This is a genomic window from Bacillus sp. z14 (2026) (genome assembly GCF_058313575.1).
In genome coordinates this window covers 1-15,294 of sequence record NZ_JBZFQK010000001.1, presented here as the reverse complement: position 1 = coordinate 15,294, position 15,294 = coordinate 1, and the positions used below count along the sequence as shown (strand labels likewise).

Genomic DNA, 15,294 nt, shown 5'->3' with positions numbered 1-15,294 from the left:
TCAAATTACCCCCTCTAGGTAAAAGATATTACAGAATATAGTAATAAATTGTAGAAAAGTAAAACACTTTTCATTCAATCCTAATATTCTAACAATTTAATATTAATATAACCTTTCCATAAAGTAAAATATAAGTAATTTATTACCTGTCATAAGTTCTGCTTATTGGTAATTATTTTCCTGATAAAATAAAAGCCGGCCAGCAAAGTAATATTAGCTGGCCGGTACCTTATCGATATTTTTCAAATTTGTCTAAATCTGAAACCATTTTGTCTAATGTATTTCTATAATCATCCAGTTGGTCCTTTTGATGTTCACTTGCCACTTCATAAGCATTTTCAACCTGCTGATACGCCTCATTAATTTCTTCCCACAAATGTCCCACTTCATGGCCAAATTGAGGATCATGCTGCATAGATTCAAGATTTTCATGTGCATCCACCGCTCTTCTGACGCCATTTTGAGCGGATTGAAAGGCTTGAACTTTATTTTTGTGATAAGGCACGTACACCCCTCCTTAACAATATATCTTTTATGATGTACGGAAGTTTATTGCCTTATTCATGATGTGAATCAGCTTCTAAATACCCGTTATTATATACCTGTATAATCATTTAATAGGCTCTCATACTATAGGTAGGAGGGATGAATATGTCGAATAAAAACGCTAATCACCAAAAAGGCCCTAAAGATAAAAATCATTCTGGCCAACCGGCACCCTTAAGCGGTTCTCATAAAGTGAAAAACAGGCAGCATACACGTCAAAAAAATCATTCTCATCACGATATGTAACAGCATTATCTTTTCTTAAAAGACTGCGGGAGGAATTTTTTTCTCTCGCATTTTAATTCCGCTCATAGATAGTATTCAGGAAAAGATCCTCAGACTTTCAACAGAAACATTGATTATAAGGTTTTGTATTATCTTTAATGGCCTTTCCTACTGGCAGACCTAATACAACTACTAATATCCTCTATATTTTTAAATTTTCGCCTTTTAACTAAAAATATTATTATTAACTTTCCCTTTTCTCTCCCTGATTGTTTAAAATTCTTTTTCTGAAGGTTACACAGCTTACCGTTTTTGTGCGTGCTAACGATACGTTTGATTTTTCTAAGGAATTAACCTGCCTCCCGCATGTTCATGTGTAATCAATCCCTTTTGTGGTACGTATATCTATATAGAATTTTATTGAGGAGGTATTATACGACAATGGATTATGTATGGTACGCAAGTTATGGATCCAATTTATTAGAGAGCCGCTTTCGTTGTTATATAAGCGGAGGGACACCAGAGGGTTCTACAAAAAATGAACGTGGGTGTACGAATCCTGCTTATCCAGAAAAAATTGCTCCGATTTCTCTTCCTTATGAGATGTACTTCGCTGAATACTCAGGTCGTTGGGATGGCGGTGTCGCTTTTATCAATACTGATAGAGATACGAATACAAGGACATACGGTAAGAAATACCTAATTACTAGCGAACAGTTTAAACAAATTGTACAGCAGGAGAATGACAATTATAAAATGGAGATAGATCTTGAATTAGCCAAAAATGTTCATACCTATTCCTTTAACGATTCTTGGTATGGTAATATTCTCTACTTGGGTGAGACGGATGGATATCCGATTTTCACCTTTACAGATAATCGAACTATTGCTGAAAAGAACATCACTCCACCTTCTCTTCCCTATTTAAAGAATATTTATTATGGACTAGCTGATCTGTATGAAGATGATAAAAATCTAATTCAATATTTATATTCCAAAAAAGGTGTTTCTGATGCCTATTCTTTAGCTGACTTAGAAAACTATTTTAACTAAACTAAAAAAGCACTCCAATTGCAATTAAATCTCTAACAATTGGAGTGCAGCTTTTAGAGTAGTGACTGACATTATTTTAAATCAGTTCGTCAGCTTTTAATAAAAATTCCAGATCTCTTTGCTGAATAAATTGTCCTGCATAATTAGAAGGCATGTCTTGTTTTAATATTTCAATCGCTATTTTGATTGGCACCCATCTTAATACAAATCCGTCGTTAATCTCATCGTCGGTATACATCGGGTCTTTAAGTTCACCAATAGTTTTAGCAATATATCCATAAGATATCTGAAGCAGCTCTTCATTATTACGGTATTCAATAGTAAGTCCCAGTTCCTTAATATCTTCTATTAAGGTTCCTACTTCTTCTTCTACCTCTCTTTTTAATGCATCATAAATAGTTTCATTGCTTTTAATGCCTCCACCAGGCAATTTATGATAGTTTCCATTTGTAACGAATAAAAGAGCAATCTCATCACGGTCGTTAATGACTACAGCTCTGGATGCCTTTCTAATACGGTATGCATGATCCGTATACTGTTCTGACGCATCATCATAAATTTCCTTGATAAGTTCCATGGTTTATGACCCCTTTTAAATCTTTCTAATAATCCACAGTATGATTATATATAATTTTAGCTTTCTGTGTAATATATTATTATACATATTCATAAATAAAACGCATAAGACCTGCCTCAAAGCTAAATATGATATAATACCCATAATCATATGTATATTTTATATATTCTAGCTGCACAGAATTATTTATTTATAATAAGATAGTGAAATTTCAGTATATATAGATAAGGTGGCTGAATGAATGACATTAAAGGAAAAAGCAGTACAATTTGCAACGGAGGCACATGCCGGACAAGTACGTAAGCTGTCAAATGAACCCTATATTATACACCCTTTGCAGGTGGCTAAAACTCTTGAAGAGGCTGGTTTTTGTGAAGAATTGGTGATTGCAGCATTACTGCACGATACTGTGGAGGACACAGATACAACGATTGAACAGATTGAAAAGGAGTTTGGACCTAAAATCGCGCATTATGTTTCTGCTCATACAGAGGACAAAACAAAAACCTGGGAAGAACGTAAGCAGCATACACTTGAGCTTGTTAAAGAAGCGCCTCTTGAAGTAAAGGCTCTTATTGTTGCTGATAAATGGGATAACCTAAAATCCATGACTGCCGGACATGAATTATTGGGGAGTGAAATTTGGAACTGCTTTAAAAGAGGACTGGATTCTCAGGAATGGTATATCAGAGGGGTTGCAATGAATAGCTTTTATGGTTTGGACGACAAAGAGATTCCGGAGTTTTTCCATCAATACGTTAAAGACGTAAATAGCTTTTTTGATTCTATAAAAGATAGTAACAACAAATAATTTGTCAAACACAGCCATAATAACCCGGGGACCTATTAAGGTCCTATTTTCAATCAAACGCTATTTCCGTAAAAGAAAACCTCTTCATAAAAAGAAGAGGTCAAATAGAGAAGTATTTTTCAAATGGACTGACGTCTATTTTTTCAATTTCTAATTTTTTTCGAAGAAATTTGTGATCACGTTTTGGTGTTGCTAGAATATACCCTTTAATAATAAGATCCATCGTTATCTTATTAGCCTTTTCTTTAAGTGCAAGTTCACCGATTCTCCCTGCGATTTTATGCCTTGCTACATCTCGAAATAATTCAGGAACCGGGCTTACTAATTCTTCTAGAAAATCTTTTTCTTCCTGATTCCATAGATGCCTTGTCTGATTAACAAATTCAACTTCCCAGTCCATATCTGATTTTCCATCTTCTTTGGGCAGTTTTTTTAAGAACTTTCGAAACATAAAAAATCCACCGATGGCCATAAAACCAATCATAAAGACAACCCAAAACAGGATGAACCATAAAAACCATCCTTCTAACATAAATCATTCACCCCAGTTAAGTAATACACAATCCCCTAATTTAACAATCATTTTCCATGTATTATTATAACAAAGAGTTGGAAACCTTCAACTAAATTGACTAATAATTACTAAATTGTTTGTACAAAATTCGTATAAGGGAACCTCCATTCCTAACATGGATTTTGGAGAAAAATAAAAAGAATTGCAGGAAAAGGGTGTATTACGTAAATATATCAAAGATTTTGGGCTTTTCTCTATTGTTTTCCCTTGTTAATTGAGATTGTTTTTAATTGTCAGAATTATCAATCTCTGATATAACTAAAGATAACAATCTGACTGTATTAAAGAAGTAATGAATATACTGTATAGTTTCCTCATATCATTCAATCTAGATATTTCTTTAATCTAATCAGGGATTGTGGTTATTTTTGTTAAGGGTCAGATTGGTTTGTTGCATTTCCACTACTTTAAGGAGGTCTTTACTTAATGGGAAAAAAAGTACACAGACGCAGGGAAGTCAGACGATTACTTCGAGAAGAATTAAAGAAGATGGAATCAATAACCAAGCAACAGCCTAATGAACAATTAACGCCAATCGGTGCAATGAAAAATTAATCTGGCGCTATCGCCTATCGAACTAAAGCACCCAGAATACATGTATTCTGGGTGCTCTTTTCTTATTATGACATTTTTTATGTATAGACCATAAATTTTCGACAACCAAGAAAAAAATATGTAAAAATACACTTGAAAATAAAATTTATTTCTTATTCTCTATGTCAATATTACCATAGCATTTCACACCTCTATTACCTGATTTTACAAAATTTCTATGTTTCTTCCTAAAAACGCTGGGTATGTAATAGATTGTACGAGCAATCGCTCACAAAATACTATTATATACGGAGGTATGAATATGTTTTTTCATAAAAAAGAACTTCAATTCGAAGCTAAACCAACTAGACCAGATCCATTGATGGCAAAGAAAATTCAAGAACTGATTGGTGGACAATATGGTGAAATGTCCGTTATGATGCAATATTTGTTCCAAGGCTGGAGCGTACGCGGCAATGAAAAATATAAAGACCTTTTACTTGATATCGGTACAGAAGAAATCGGCCACGTTGAAATGTTAGCGACTATGGTCGCACGTCTTCTTGATGACGCACCACTTAAAGATCAGGAAAAAGCAATGGCTGACCCAGCAGTCGCTGCTGTACTAAGCGGTATGAATCCACAACATGCTATTGTTTCTGGATTAAATCCTCGTCCACAGGACAGTGTTGGTAACCCTTGGATGGGAAGCTATGTAACAGCAAGCGGCAACTTATTGGCTGACTTCCGCTCTAACCTAAACGCTGAATCACAAGGTCGATTAGCTGCAGTCCGTATTTATGAAATGACAGATGATCCAGGAATTAAAGATTTGCTTTCCGTTCTTATTGCACGTGATTCTTATCACCAAAATCTATGGGCAAAAGCAATCGCTGAATTAGAAGAACAAGAAGGATTACTTGTTCCAAGCACATTCCCTCGTGAAAAAGAACGCTTAGATATCGCATACTCTTTATATAATTTCTCTGAAGGCGAAGAAAGCAGTACTGGAACGTGGGCAAGCGGTGAAGCTCCGGATGGACAAGGTGAATTCCGCTATGAAGCTGTCGTTCCACCTGCAGAAGGCGCAAAACCAATGTTAAAACCAGCTCCACTTGAAACACATAACACATTGCCAATGGACACAGATAAATCAATCTTATAAACGCTAATGTATATTTTTGATTAGCATACAAAAGGACTTCAGAATAAGTGTTATTCTGAAGTCCTTTTTTCATAGATATTTTCCATTGATTCCCCTGCTCTTCTTGTCCTTATTTTACTATTGCATCCCCTATTGGTGAATATCGTAAAAATTCTTTCATTTCTATGTGTCATTTAAAAAGAATATCGAATCGCATTTTATTTCTGTACTGTAAAGTAATCTAAATTCCGGGGAACATTAGCCACTCATTCCATGTTCTATAAAAAACATCCCCCTCCCCCATTAATCGATAATATTTACCTATCGTATCTAAGTAATAAAACAATGCTTATTCATTAACTATCTCACTTCTATCGGCAAGTCCAATTCGAGTGAATAGTTGTATTTCATTAATTCTTTATGATATCAAAAGAAGATTTTGATTAAGTCTACCTTTCTTTATTAATTAATTATCTAAAAAGAATCCTTCGCTCTCTTTTGGATATGCTAAAGGCATATTTAGTGAAAAAGAATGGAGGTTTCTTCATGAATAATCCACATATGAAAAAACTCGATGATATCGAAAAGGAATATCGGACAAATAGTAAGCTTGGCTTAAGCGACGCACAAGTAGCGGAACACCAAGCGAAATACGGACTTAATCAATTAAAAGGAAAGAAACAGAAGTCGCTCGTCCAACGTTTTTTTGAACAATTTAAGGATATCATGGTCTTGATTCTAATCATCGCGGCTGCGGTTTCCTTTTTCGTCGCCCTTAAAGGCCATGATACAAAGGAATATATTGAACCAGTTGTTATTTTAAGTATTGTTATATTGAATGCTGTACTTGGAGTTGTTCAGGAGAATAAGGCGGAAAGATCACTCGAGGCACTACAGAACCTTTCCTCTCCACGGGCAAAAGTCATCCGTAATGGAAAATTAACCGAGATTGAAGCAAGCCAGATTGTGCCTGGTGATCTAATCGAATTTGAAGCTGGTGATTTCATTCCGGCTGATGGAAGATTAGTTGATGCAGCTTCCTTGAAAATTGAGGAGTCAGCTTTAACTGGAGAGTCCGTTCCAGTTGAAAAGGATCAGAATGCAACAGTTAATGAGGATGCACCCCTTGGAGATCGAGTGAATATGGTTTTTTCAGGCAGCAGTGTTTCCTATGGTCGCGGAAAAGCAATTATAATTGGAACCGGAATGGATACACAAATGGGCAAGATTGCCGAATTGCTTGAATCAGCTGACCAAGGTCAGACACCTCTGCAACAAAAACTAGGCAAGCTAGGAAAGTACCTCGGCTTGCTGGCGCTTGCCATCAGTATTGTAATCTTTGCTATCGGATTCTTCTCAGGGATGCCGATACTAGAGATATTTATGACTGCAGTATCCTTAGCAGTCGCTGCTATTCCAGAAGGTTTGCCAGCAATTGTCACAGTCGTTTTAGCACTCGGCGTCCAGCGAATGGTCAAAAGAAATGCTATTATACGCAGGCTTCCAGCAGTTGAAACTTTAGGAAGTGCCTCTGTTATTTGCTCTGATAAAACAGGTACACTTACACAGAATAAAATGACAGTCATCAAAGCCTGGGTTAAAGGTGAACCAGAAGATATAACTGACCATGTTTCCGGTCCAATTAAATCCTTGCTTCGCCTTGGTTCACTTGCATCAAATGGGACCGTTGAAATCGTAGATGGAGAAGAAAAGCACATCGGCGATCCAACAGAGACTGCTATCCTTTCAGCAGCGCTTAAGAATCAAATGACAAAAGAAAGCCTTCATGAAGCAGCACCCCGTGTTGGTGAGATTCCTTTTGATTCTGACAGAAAGCTAATGACAACCATCCATGTAATAGAAGGAAAACCTTATGCATTAACAAAAGGTGCTTTTGATGTATTGATGAACCGTTGTAAAACTGGTGATTTTGAAGCTGCCAAGAGAATTAACAACCAAATGACGGATGAAGCTATGCGTGTTATCGCTGTTGCTTATAAGGAACTTGACAGTGTTCCTGATCACCCTAATAGCGATGAGATTGAGCATGATTTGCACTTTGTCGGCTTGCTTGGAATGATTGATCCTCCACGTGCAGAAGCTAAGGATGCTGTACAGGTTTGTAAAAGAGCTGGTATCCGCCCGGTTATGATCACAGGTGACCATATTGGAACAGCAAATGCCATTGCCAAAGAACTCGGTATATTAAATGCCGGACAAAAGTCTCTTAGTGGTGCAGAACTTGAAAAAATGAGCGATCAAGCATTAAATGACTCAATCGATGAGTACTCTGTTTATGCACGTGTGTCACCGGAAGATAAAATACGGATTGTCCGCGCCTGGCAGCAAAAAGGTGCAATCGTATCAATGACAGGTGACGGGGTTAATGATGCTCCTGCCTTGAAGGCAGCTGATATCGGTTGCGCGATGGGCATAACTGGGACGGATGTCGCAAAAGGAGCATCAGATATGATCTTGACGGATGATAATTTTGCGACAATTGTCGATGCAGTAAAAGAAGGTCGCGGTACCTATGATAATATCCGCAAAGCCATTCAATTCCTGCTTGGCACTAATATGGGTGAGATATTTATTGTTTTCATTGCCATGATTATTTGGCAACAAACACCGCTCCTTGCCATCCATCTTTTGTGGCTGAACTTAGTGACAGACGGACTTCCTGCACTCGCTCTTGGAATGGAACCTGTTGAAGAAGATATTATGAAGAGGAGACCGAAGCCAAAAGCAGAAGGAATTTTTGCAGGTGGGCTCCTTTACCGGATTGTCCTTCAGGGGTTGATGTTTGCTGTACTTTCCTTAATCGGCTTTTATCTGGCAGGAGTCAATCTGAACTCATTAGGCGCTGCCCAAACAATGGCTTTTCTAGTTTTATCACTTTCGCAGCTCTTTCATGTTCTAAATGTAAGAACAACCAAATCTATTTTCCAATCCGATATTCGTGAAAATAAATATATGATTCTTGCCCTGCTTGCTTCACTTTTACTTATAGTTGCGATTGTATTTATACCACCGCTTGCTTATATTTTCGAGGTAACTCCTCTTCCTTCTGAATACTATCTGATCGCGCTTGGACTTGGATTTGTTCCAATCATTGTAATTGAGATTGAAAAACTGATCAGAAGAACTAAGACAACCTAATTTCCAGCAGTTAAAAAGCACCCGATTGGGTGCTTTTTATTCGGCTAATCCATTCGGTTTTTCTGATTCTTTTCCCCTTGGTGTTACTAGAATAGCCTCTAGCTATTTTTACTTGGCTGTTTTCGTAAGTATTGTTGCTATTGATTAACGCTTGTTTTTATGAAAATAGCCACCTCCAAAAAGGAAGTGGTTGTACTTGTTATTGGACTAACTCTCCTGTTTGTTTAAGTACATTCCTTCACAAATATTATAAATAAAATCTCATTTAACTATACTATCTACCAAAAAATAAGGTAACAGCTCAACATCGAGCTGTTACCTATTTTTCACTTCAAAGAGCTATAAAACTTCATCTTCTTTTCTTTCTATTTTGTTCTTTAAATTTCTTGAAATTTTTCATGCCGCCTATGCTACTAAACATTTCATTTGCCTTTTCTTTTTCAATCATTTTAGAATTCAAACCTTGATACTTAGTCTCTTTTTTTAGTTTCCAGTAGCTTTCTAGCCTTTCAATTGACAAAAATCCATCTTTCATTGCTTTTTGTACTGCACAGTTTGGCTCATGTTGGTGTGTACAATCATTAAATTTACAATCATTAGCAAGGTCTTCAATATCAGAAAAAGACTTGGTTAAATCTGCACTTATAATTCCAAGCTCTCTCATACCAGGAGTGTCTATAACAACACCTAAATTTTGCAACATAATTAATTCACGGCTTGTAGTAGTATGTTTGCCTTTATCATCATTCCTTATTTCATTTGTATCTAATAAGTTTTGGCCGATAAGGCAATTAATTAAGGTTGATTTCCCAACTCCAGATGAACCTATAAACGCTACTGACTCCCCATTTGAAAGATACTTTTTTAAAGATTGGCATCCTTCATCAGAAGTATTTGTTGTAACAATCACATCTATACCAATTGCAATAGAATATATTTCATCAAGTCTTGATGCTATATCATCACATAAATCTGACTTTGTAAGTACAACAACTGGGTTTGCACCACTGTCCCAAGCGATAGAAAGATAACGCTCTAGTCTACGCAGATTATAATCATTGTTCAGTGACATACAAATAAAAACCGTATCAATATTTGTCGCGACAATCTGAATATCTTTTTTGGTTCCTACCATTTTACGTCCAAATACGCTTTTTCGTGAAAGTATATGATGAATAATTCCGTTCCCCTTTGAATTATTTGTTCTGTCGATCATAACAAAATCTCCAACAGCAGGATATTCAGAAATTCCTGTTACATTATAGTGATACTTACCGGATATCTCAGCAACAACCTCACCACATTCTGTAATCACCTTATATAAATTTTTAGATTGTGATGAAACTCGCCCAATAAAAAGGTCTTTATATATTGTAGACTCCTGTATGAATTCTTCAGTAAGTCCTAAATTTTTCATATCAATATTATTCAATTTCATTTCCTCCTAAAGTTTAGATAATAACTTTTGGGAGGTTTTATGCATTAGTTTATTTTGTGCATACCTCCCTATTTGTTACAATCTCCACATTTCGCTTGCTATACATAAACACAGCAGCTCCTTTCATTACTTATAAGTTTTATATTAGTACAATCCAACTCTAATGTTCAACACAAATTAAACAATGTTCTTCCACTAAACTGCCCCGTTAGCAGCATAAGAAAAGGCCGTCAATTTTGACAGCTTTGATCTTCGGCTATCGCAGTTAAAGTTAAAGGTTTAAAATGCTAAAAGTGATACGGTTAAATAAAAAACTGCAAATAGAAATGCTACAAACATAATTAAAGTACCTTGAGTTATAAAAAAAGTATTTATCATATTTTTCTTTTTGTTTATGGTATATTCTTTAGCGAAAGATAGATGAAATGGAATACAAATTATTGAAATACAAAAACCAACACTCAGGCAGATTAAAACAAATTGAACGAATATGGGTACATTCGTTTCAAAAAAGAAATCTGATAACCCGAATAAGGGTATTCCATACCAAAATCCGACTGTAAGAATCAATACCATTAAAGTAATTAAAGATAAAAATATATTGTTTTTCATTGTTCGAAAATAAAACCGCATTTTGATACCCCTTTATCCCTTGGACTTAAAACTCCCATTTTCTTTATCTCGTCTATTGTAAAAATCCCACTTAGATATATTAAAATCCTTCTTCCGCTAACCTGCCCCTTTAGTCGCATAATAACTGAACGTCTTATGACAGTCTTAACCTTCTGCTAGATTCCCCCTTTTTTGCAGATTAAGAAGGTGAGCTAAACACCAAACTTTCGGTATAAAATAAAGCCCTGCAGCCCTGGTTCATGTAATAAGTAACTAATCGATATAAATAGTACAGTTGTGATACAATAAAAAAAATCACACAGGAGGAAAATAATGATAAAAGGTTTGTTACGTATATTGAGTTTGATTGCTACAGTCTTAGTGCTGATGTGGATTTTTGATTTGGTTTTCAAGGATATACCATCTAAGAATTTTATAGACGTTGCTGTTTTGATGGGAATAGGTGGGGCAATCGGAGCAACAATTCGCTTTGCGATAGATCGGGCTAAAAAATCTTGACCTTCTTTTTTCAACATCTCTATACTAAAGGGCGATGTTAACAAAAAAGAAGACATAAATAACCTTGTCTTATGAAAATATATCTTTTGTTTTTTTACTATTAGATGTGTCGACTTATCCCTCTATAAGTTTTCTAAATTATATATCAAATAGCAGTTCGTTAACGCTTCTTTGAACTTCTCTTAGTCCTTGGTTGCACTGCAAAGTAGCAAATCTTTCTTCCACTAACCTGCCCCGTTTCTTCCATAAGAAATTCAATATAAAAGGGCATTAATCCTACTTGGACAATGCCCATAGGTAAAGTAGAAAAGTTCACAATTCATTGCCCCATATGGAAGTGAATATCAATAGCAACCACTATCCCAATAAGTTCAAATACTATATCCTCTTTATGATCACTATCCCCTATATGATAAACATCATTGTTGAATAAATTTTCTTTTATCGTTTCATAAAATAAGGAGCGTTTCTTAATTGAAGTAACCAGTTTGTTTGTACTGCTATCCCTAACTGTGAAATCTATTGCATCATAACTACCTATTGCTGTTAATAATTCATTGCCATTTGCATCAATAACTTTTATTGATGGTGACTTACCTTTTGAAATTGATTTCACAGTGGCAATATGTTCTCCATTTTTCGTGTATAAAGTTAAATCTTTATAAAATCCAATCTCCTTTTTTATATAACCTACGATTTTTCCTTCTTCATCTAATAAATCTATCTCTAAATTTTCTACGATAATTCTCTGAGGTATAGCTAGGAGAAGCAGGCTGGCCAGCTTTATCATTTGATTGCCTGCCTTTTTCGAGGATTTTTTTGATTCTTGTAATTTTCCTATGGTTTTACCATCTGTATTTATTGAGTAAACTAACCCTTGTTTATTTAAACCTTCAACCTTTTGTAAGTAAATTTTTGAATATCCTTTAATCAAAATTATCCCCCATACTTACTTATATATTTGTTACTGTAAGTTCAAATTAATTGACCTATTAAACTAAACTGCCCCGTTACTTCCATAAGAGGTTCAACACAAAAGGGATTAATCCTTATTAGATCAATGCCCTCCGTCAGTCGTATACCTCAATCATATTGATGTGCTATTATTAGCATTTTTACGTGAAAAAAAATATGAAATCAAAAATAAGATAATCCCCACTTTATTAAATTGGAGATACACATCAAATACATCTTTAAATGAATCTAACGGATAAAAACCACTTAATAGCAACGTTGGAAAAACAGTAATCAGCATCGCCATATAATGAGCAAAAATTTGCTTTAAAAAACTCCATTGTTCAATTTGATATATGACGCTTGTCACCCCAAGGAAAAAGGCTATAAGGCCATAAAAAAAATAAACACTCGAATCATCTGATTGCCCTTGCAACTTATACGACAGTGAAATTATTAGTAAGATACCAAATGAGATAGACCCTCTATATAATCCCTTTAAAAGCAACTGCAACATAAAATCCCCTTTCTTGGTATTTCCTGTTATTAGTTATATACGATGGATACTAGTTCGAAGTTTCAGAAAATTTCTTATTCCGCTAACCTGCCCCTTTAGTAAAAAGCGACTGCTCCTAGTCGCAGTCGCCCCGTTAATTTAGTCGCAATTCTTAACAAACTTGGTGAATCTTTGTCTAATAATTATTTGAACCATTTACTGCAAACATATTTTTCAATTCTTCTTTTGAGACAACACACCAACCGTTTACTTTAAGTCTCTCTATGTAGGTCTCTATCTCGATTTCTTCCCTTTCTAACTCAAGTGGGCATAGTGAAACGAAGCATTCATTTAAAGCATAATTCATTGTAACCTTAACAACTTCATATCCATTGTGAAATCCTGGATGGAATCCTGGATCATCTAAAATGTCCCCTTTTACAGGACGAATGTTAGATTCAAATGTTTTTATAACTATTTCTCCGATATTGTTTTCTTTTTGTTCTTTTATGGATGATATAAAAATCATTAAATTTATTTTCATCATAATCCCCTTCTCTTTACATTAAATTGTATTAATTCAGTTATCTCTCTCCATACTACTACAAAATGGTGATATTATCCTTTCACTTATTGAGCTAAACTGCCCCGTTACTACAATAAGAAATTCAATAAAAAAGCATTAATCCTACTTGATCAAGGCCCTGATAGTGTATTTACGTTTATTTAAAATGTTGTAGCTGAATGTATCATACTTATATTTAAAACCATATTCCTTTGTTTACAAGATATATTAACAATAATAATCCACCAAAAATCAATAAATAACGTAGACTTCTAGGAACAAACGCAAGCCATTTGGCAGTCATTTGCTGACCAAAATTGGATTTTTCCTTTAGATTCTGGCCCATTTTATCCCCCCTATCATATACCGTAATACTCCATTCATTATTTTTGGTATATCAGCCTAATTTTCCCTCCATTACACAATTAACAATATTTCCAACATATATAATAAATTTTACCATAACTAAATCAATTACATTACGTATTCCACTAAACCAGCTAATAGGTTGTCAATATCTCTCTGTATATTTCATTTTTTTATATGCTATACTGTTTTTGGGTATGCCAAATAACCCTCCAGTTTCTTTTTGGAAGGTTTTTCTTATGTTGGATAAATATCATTTCCTAAGCTAAATCTAGGAAATTCTCGTTCTTTTTCAATAAAGCATAAATCCAGTGAAGCAGCTTGTTGATACAAGCTACAATGGCAACTTTTGAAGGTTTTCCTTCTGAACGTTTTCTATCATAGAACTCTTTGAGCTTTTTATTTCTAGAGCCTCTTATCCCACATAAAACAGCTAAATACAAACTATGCCTTAGCCTACTGGATCCTCGTTTGGTTATACGATTTATGTTCGCAGTAAACTTACCAGATGAATAGACACTGGGATCGACTCCAGCGAAGGCCACTAACTTTTTAGGGTGATTAAACCGATCAATTTCTCCTATCTCCGAAATGATTGTTGCCGCAATCTTTTCACCGATACCAGGAATCGATTGGATAATCTTATATTCTTCTATTTCATTTGCCAGGGATACCATTTGGCTCTCTAAATCCGTAAGGTGTCCTTGGTAGTGAAATAAAATATCGATATACATACTAAGATTGATAAGATGGCTTTCATATCGCACTTTCTGAAAAGGATTTTGAGAAGCTGAATGAATGAGCTTTCTTGCCTTTTCTTTGGCCCACTGTACAGACCGACTGGGACAATGTTCTCGTATCCTATCTTCTAGCTCTTCCTTGCTAGCCCTTAGAACCTTCTCCGAGGTAGGGTATTCCTTTAATACCGATAAAGATACTTTCGAAAATAGATCCCCAAAAACCTTTCTATATTCAGGGAAAACCTGATCTAAAATCGTATGGAAATGCAATTTTGCCTCCACATACATATTCGTCATTATCTCTTGTTGTCTCGATAGATTCCGAATATTTAGAAGTTGAATTCCTCTCCTTTTTTGAGGTTCAAATTCTTCTTTATAATAGAGAACACATAATTGATACGCATCAAACGCATCAGTTTTCACCTTTCTTAAACTGGCCTTCTTCGCTTGATGAGAAATGATTGGATTCAATAAGATATAAAGTATGTCATTCTCTTCTAAGCATTGAACAACTGGGGTATGATAATGTCCTGTTGATTCCAATATAACCACAGGCATCTGCCCAGTTGTTTCCTTCATTTCTTCTAAGAAATAGATAAACTTCTCCAACTCTTCACGATTATGCTTAATCGAAAAACTTGTTCCATACGGCTTTCCTTTATCTAAAAAAGCCTGTACTTCACTTTCTTCTTTGGCTATATCTATACCCACAACTGGGTTCATTCTTTCTCCTCCTCTGATAAATTCACCAGTACCCCTATTTCCTCCAAGTAGTATTATAGCTTCGCTTGTTATACGAGATCTCAGTCCCAACCAGCCTCAAACATATTTCTACAAGTAGGGGGTGAACAGTTTAGCGGACGGGATCATTTGTCCCACTGCCCCTTACGTTCTACCCTGGCTACTGATAGATTAAATTCATATGAAAAAAGTTCAACCAGAAAGTTCTGGCTGAACTATATAATACGAACCTGCCCCTTT

The 15,294-nt window shown here is 35.3% G+C and carries 16 protein-coding genes; 7 read left to right on the top strand and 9 right to left on the bottom strand.

All coding sequences use genetic code 11. The features are described 5' to 3' along the window. Window positions 1-229: 229 nt before the first annotated feature. Window positions 230-505: a hypothetical protein gene (locus AC4G3O_RS00080; protein ID WP_066103951.1), complete on the bottom strand. Its 276-nt coding sequence runs from the start codon at window positions 503-505 to the stop codon at window positions 230-232. 146 nt (window positions 506-651) lie between these two features. On the opposite strand from AC4G3O_RS00080, the gene AC4G3O_RS00075 reads away from it, so the two are divergent. Both AC4G3O_RS00075 and AC4G3O_RS00070 read left to right on the top strand, forming a co-directional pair. After that, window positions 652-792 carry a small acid-soluble spore protein P gene (locus AC4G3O_RS00075; RefSeq protein ID WP_077248027.1) on the top strand — a complete coding sequence of 47 codons (141 nt, stop codon included), beginning with the start codon at window positions 652-654 and terminating at the stop codon, window positions 790-792. Between the two features lie 420 nt (window positions 793-1,212). Beyond that, complete coding sequence (locus tag AC4G3O_RS00070; protein ID WP_066103954.1) at window positions 1,213-1,824, top strand: hypothetical protein; 612 nt, start codon at window positions 1,213-1,215, stop codon at window positions 1,822-1,824. A gap of 76 nt (window positions 1,825-1,900) precedes the next feature. Here AC4G3O_RS00070 and AC4G3O_RS00065 read toward each other — a convergent pair whose 3' ends face one another. Then, the gene (locus tag AC4G3O_RS00065; protein WP_139891983.1) at window positions 1,901-2,401 is read right to left on the bottom strand and encodes an NUDIX domain-containing protein; all 501 of its coding nucleotides are present in this window, start codon (window positions 2,399-2,401) and stop codon (window positions 1,901-1,903) included. Window positions 2,402-2,642: 241 nt separating this feature from the next. On the opposite strand from AC4G3O_RS00065, the gene AC4G3O_RS00060 reads away from it, so the two are divergent. Continuing rightward, window positions 2,643-3,212 carry an HD domain-containing protein gene (locus AC4G3O_RS00060; RefSeq protein WP_140461422.1) on the top strand — a complete coding sequence of 190 codons (570 nt, stop codon included), beginning with the start codon at window positions 2,643-2,645 and terminating at the stop codon, window positions 3,210-3,212. A gap of 100 nt (window positions 3,213-3,312) precedes the next feature. On the opposite strand, the gene AC4G3O_RS00055 is transcribed toward AC4G3O_RS00060, so the two are convergent. Continuing rightward, on the bottom strand, window positions 3,313-3,744 hold the full coding sequence (locus tag AC4G3O_RS00055; RefSeq protein WP_066103960.1) for a DUF2621 domain-containing protein: 432 nt from the start codon (window positions 3,742-3,744) through the stop codon (window positions 3,313-3,315). 468 nt (window positions 3,745-4,212) lie between these two features. Between AC4G3O_RS00055 and AC4G3O_RS00050 the strand changes: the two genes are divergently transcribed. The 3 genes from AC4G3O_RS00050 (at window position 4,213) to AC4G3O_RS00040 (ending at window position 8,623) form a co-directional block, all read left to right on the top strand. Beyond that, complete coding sequence (locus AC4G3O_RS00050; protein ID WP_257469051.1) at window positions 4,213-4,341, top strand: hypothetical protein; 129 nt, start codon at window positions 4,213-4,215, stop codon at window positions 4,339-4,341. 301 nt (window positions 4,342-4,642) lie between these two features. Beyond that, complete coding sequence (locus tag AC4G3O_RS00045; protein ID WP_139891984.1) at window positions 4,643-5,485, top strand: manganese catalase; 843 nt, start codon at window positions 4,643-4,645, stop codon at window positions 5,483-5,485. A 525-nt stretch (window positions 5,486-6,010) separates the two neighbouring features. After that, entirely contained in the window at window positions 6,011-8,623 is a 2,613-nt protein-coding gene (locus AC4G3O_RS00040) for a calcium-translocating P-type ATPase, PMCA-type (protein WP_218975785.1), read from the top strand. A 349-nt stretch (window positions 8,624-8,972) separates the two neighbouring features. On the opposite strand, the gene rsgA is transcribed toward AC4G3O_RS00040, so the two are convergent. Beyond that, on the bottom strand, window positions 8,973-10,061 hold the full coding sequence (rsgA, locus tag AC4G3O_RS00035) for a ribosome small subunit-dependent GTPase A (RefSeq protein ID WP_491135619.1): 1,089 nt from the start codon (window positions 10,059-10,061) through the stop codon (window positions 8,973-8,975). Window positions 10,062-11,006: 945 nt separating this feature from the next. Here rsgA and AC4G3O_RS00030 point away from each other — a divergent pair. Continuing rightward, entirely contained in the window at window positions 11,007-11,192 is a 186-nt protein-coding gene (locus AC4G3O_RS00030; RefSeq protein ID WP_491135618.1) for a hypothetical protein, read from the top strand. A gap of 319 nt (window positions 11,193-11,511) precedes the next feature. Here AC4G3O_RS00030 and AC4G3O_RS00025 read toward each other — a convergent pair whose 3' ends face one another. The 5 genes from AC4G3O_RS00025 to AC4G3O_RS00005 all read right to left on the bottom strand — a co-directional run bounded on the left by AC4G3O_RS00025 (window position 11,512) and on the right by AC4G3O_RS00005 (window position 15,036). After that, window positions 11,512-12,126, bottom strand: a complete 615-nt coding sequence (locus tag AC4G3O_RS00025; RefSeq protein WP_148629678.1) for a hypothetical protein — start codon at window positions 12,124-12,126, stop codon at window positions 11,512-11,514. Window positions 12,127-12,279: 153 nt separating this feature from the next. Next, window positions 12,280-12,660: a DUF3021 family protein gene (locus tag AC4G3O_RS00020; protein WP_491135617.1), complete on the bottom strand. Its 381-nt coding sequence runs from the start codon at window positions 12,658-12,660 to the stop codon at window positions 12,280-12,282. Between the two features lie 178 nt (window positions 12,661-12,838). Next, entirely contained in the window at window positions 12,839-13,186 is a 348-nt protein-coding gene (locus AC4G3O_RS00015; RefSeq protein WP_148629676.1) for a hypothetical protein, read from the bottom strand. A 217-nt stretch (window positions 13,187-13,403) separates the two neighbouring features. Beyond that, complete coding sequence (locus AC4G3O_RS00010) at window positions 13,404-13,553, bottom strand: hypothetical protein (RefSeq protein WP_187393423.1); 150 nt, start codon at window positions 13,551-13,553, stop codon at window positions 13,404-13,406. A gap of 280 nt (window positions 13,554-13,833) precedes the next feature. Continuing rightward, window positions 13,834-15,036: an IS110 family RNA-guided transposase gene (locus AC4G3O_RS00005; RefSeq protein WP_491089503.1), complete on the bottom strand. Its 1,203-nt coding sequence runs from the start codon at window positions 15,034-15,036 to the stop codon at window positions 13,834-13,836. Between the last annotated feature and the right edge of the window lie 258 nt (window positions 15,037-15,294).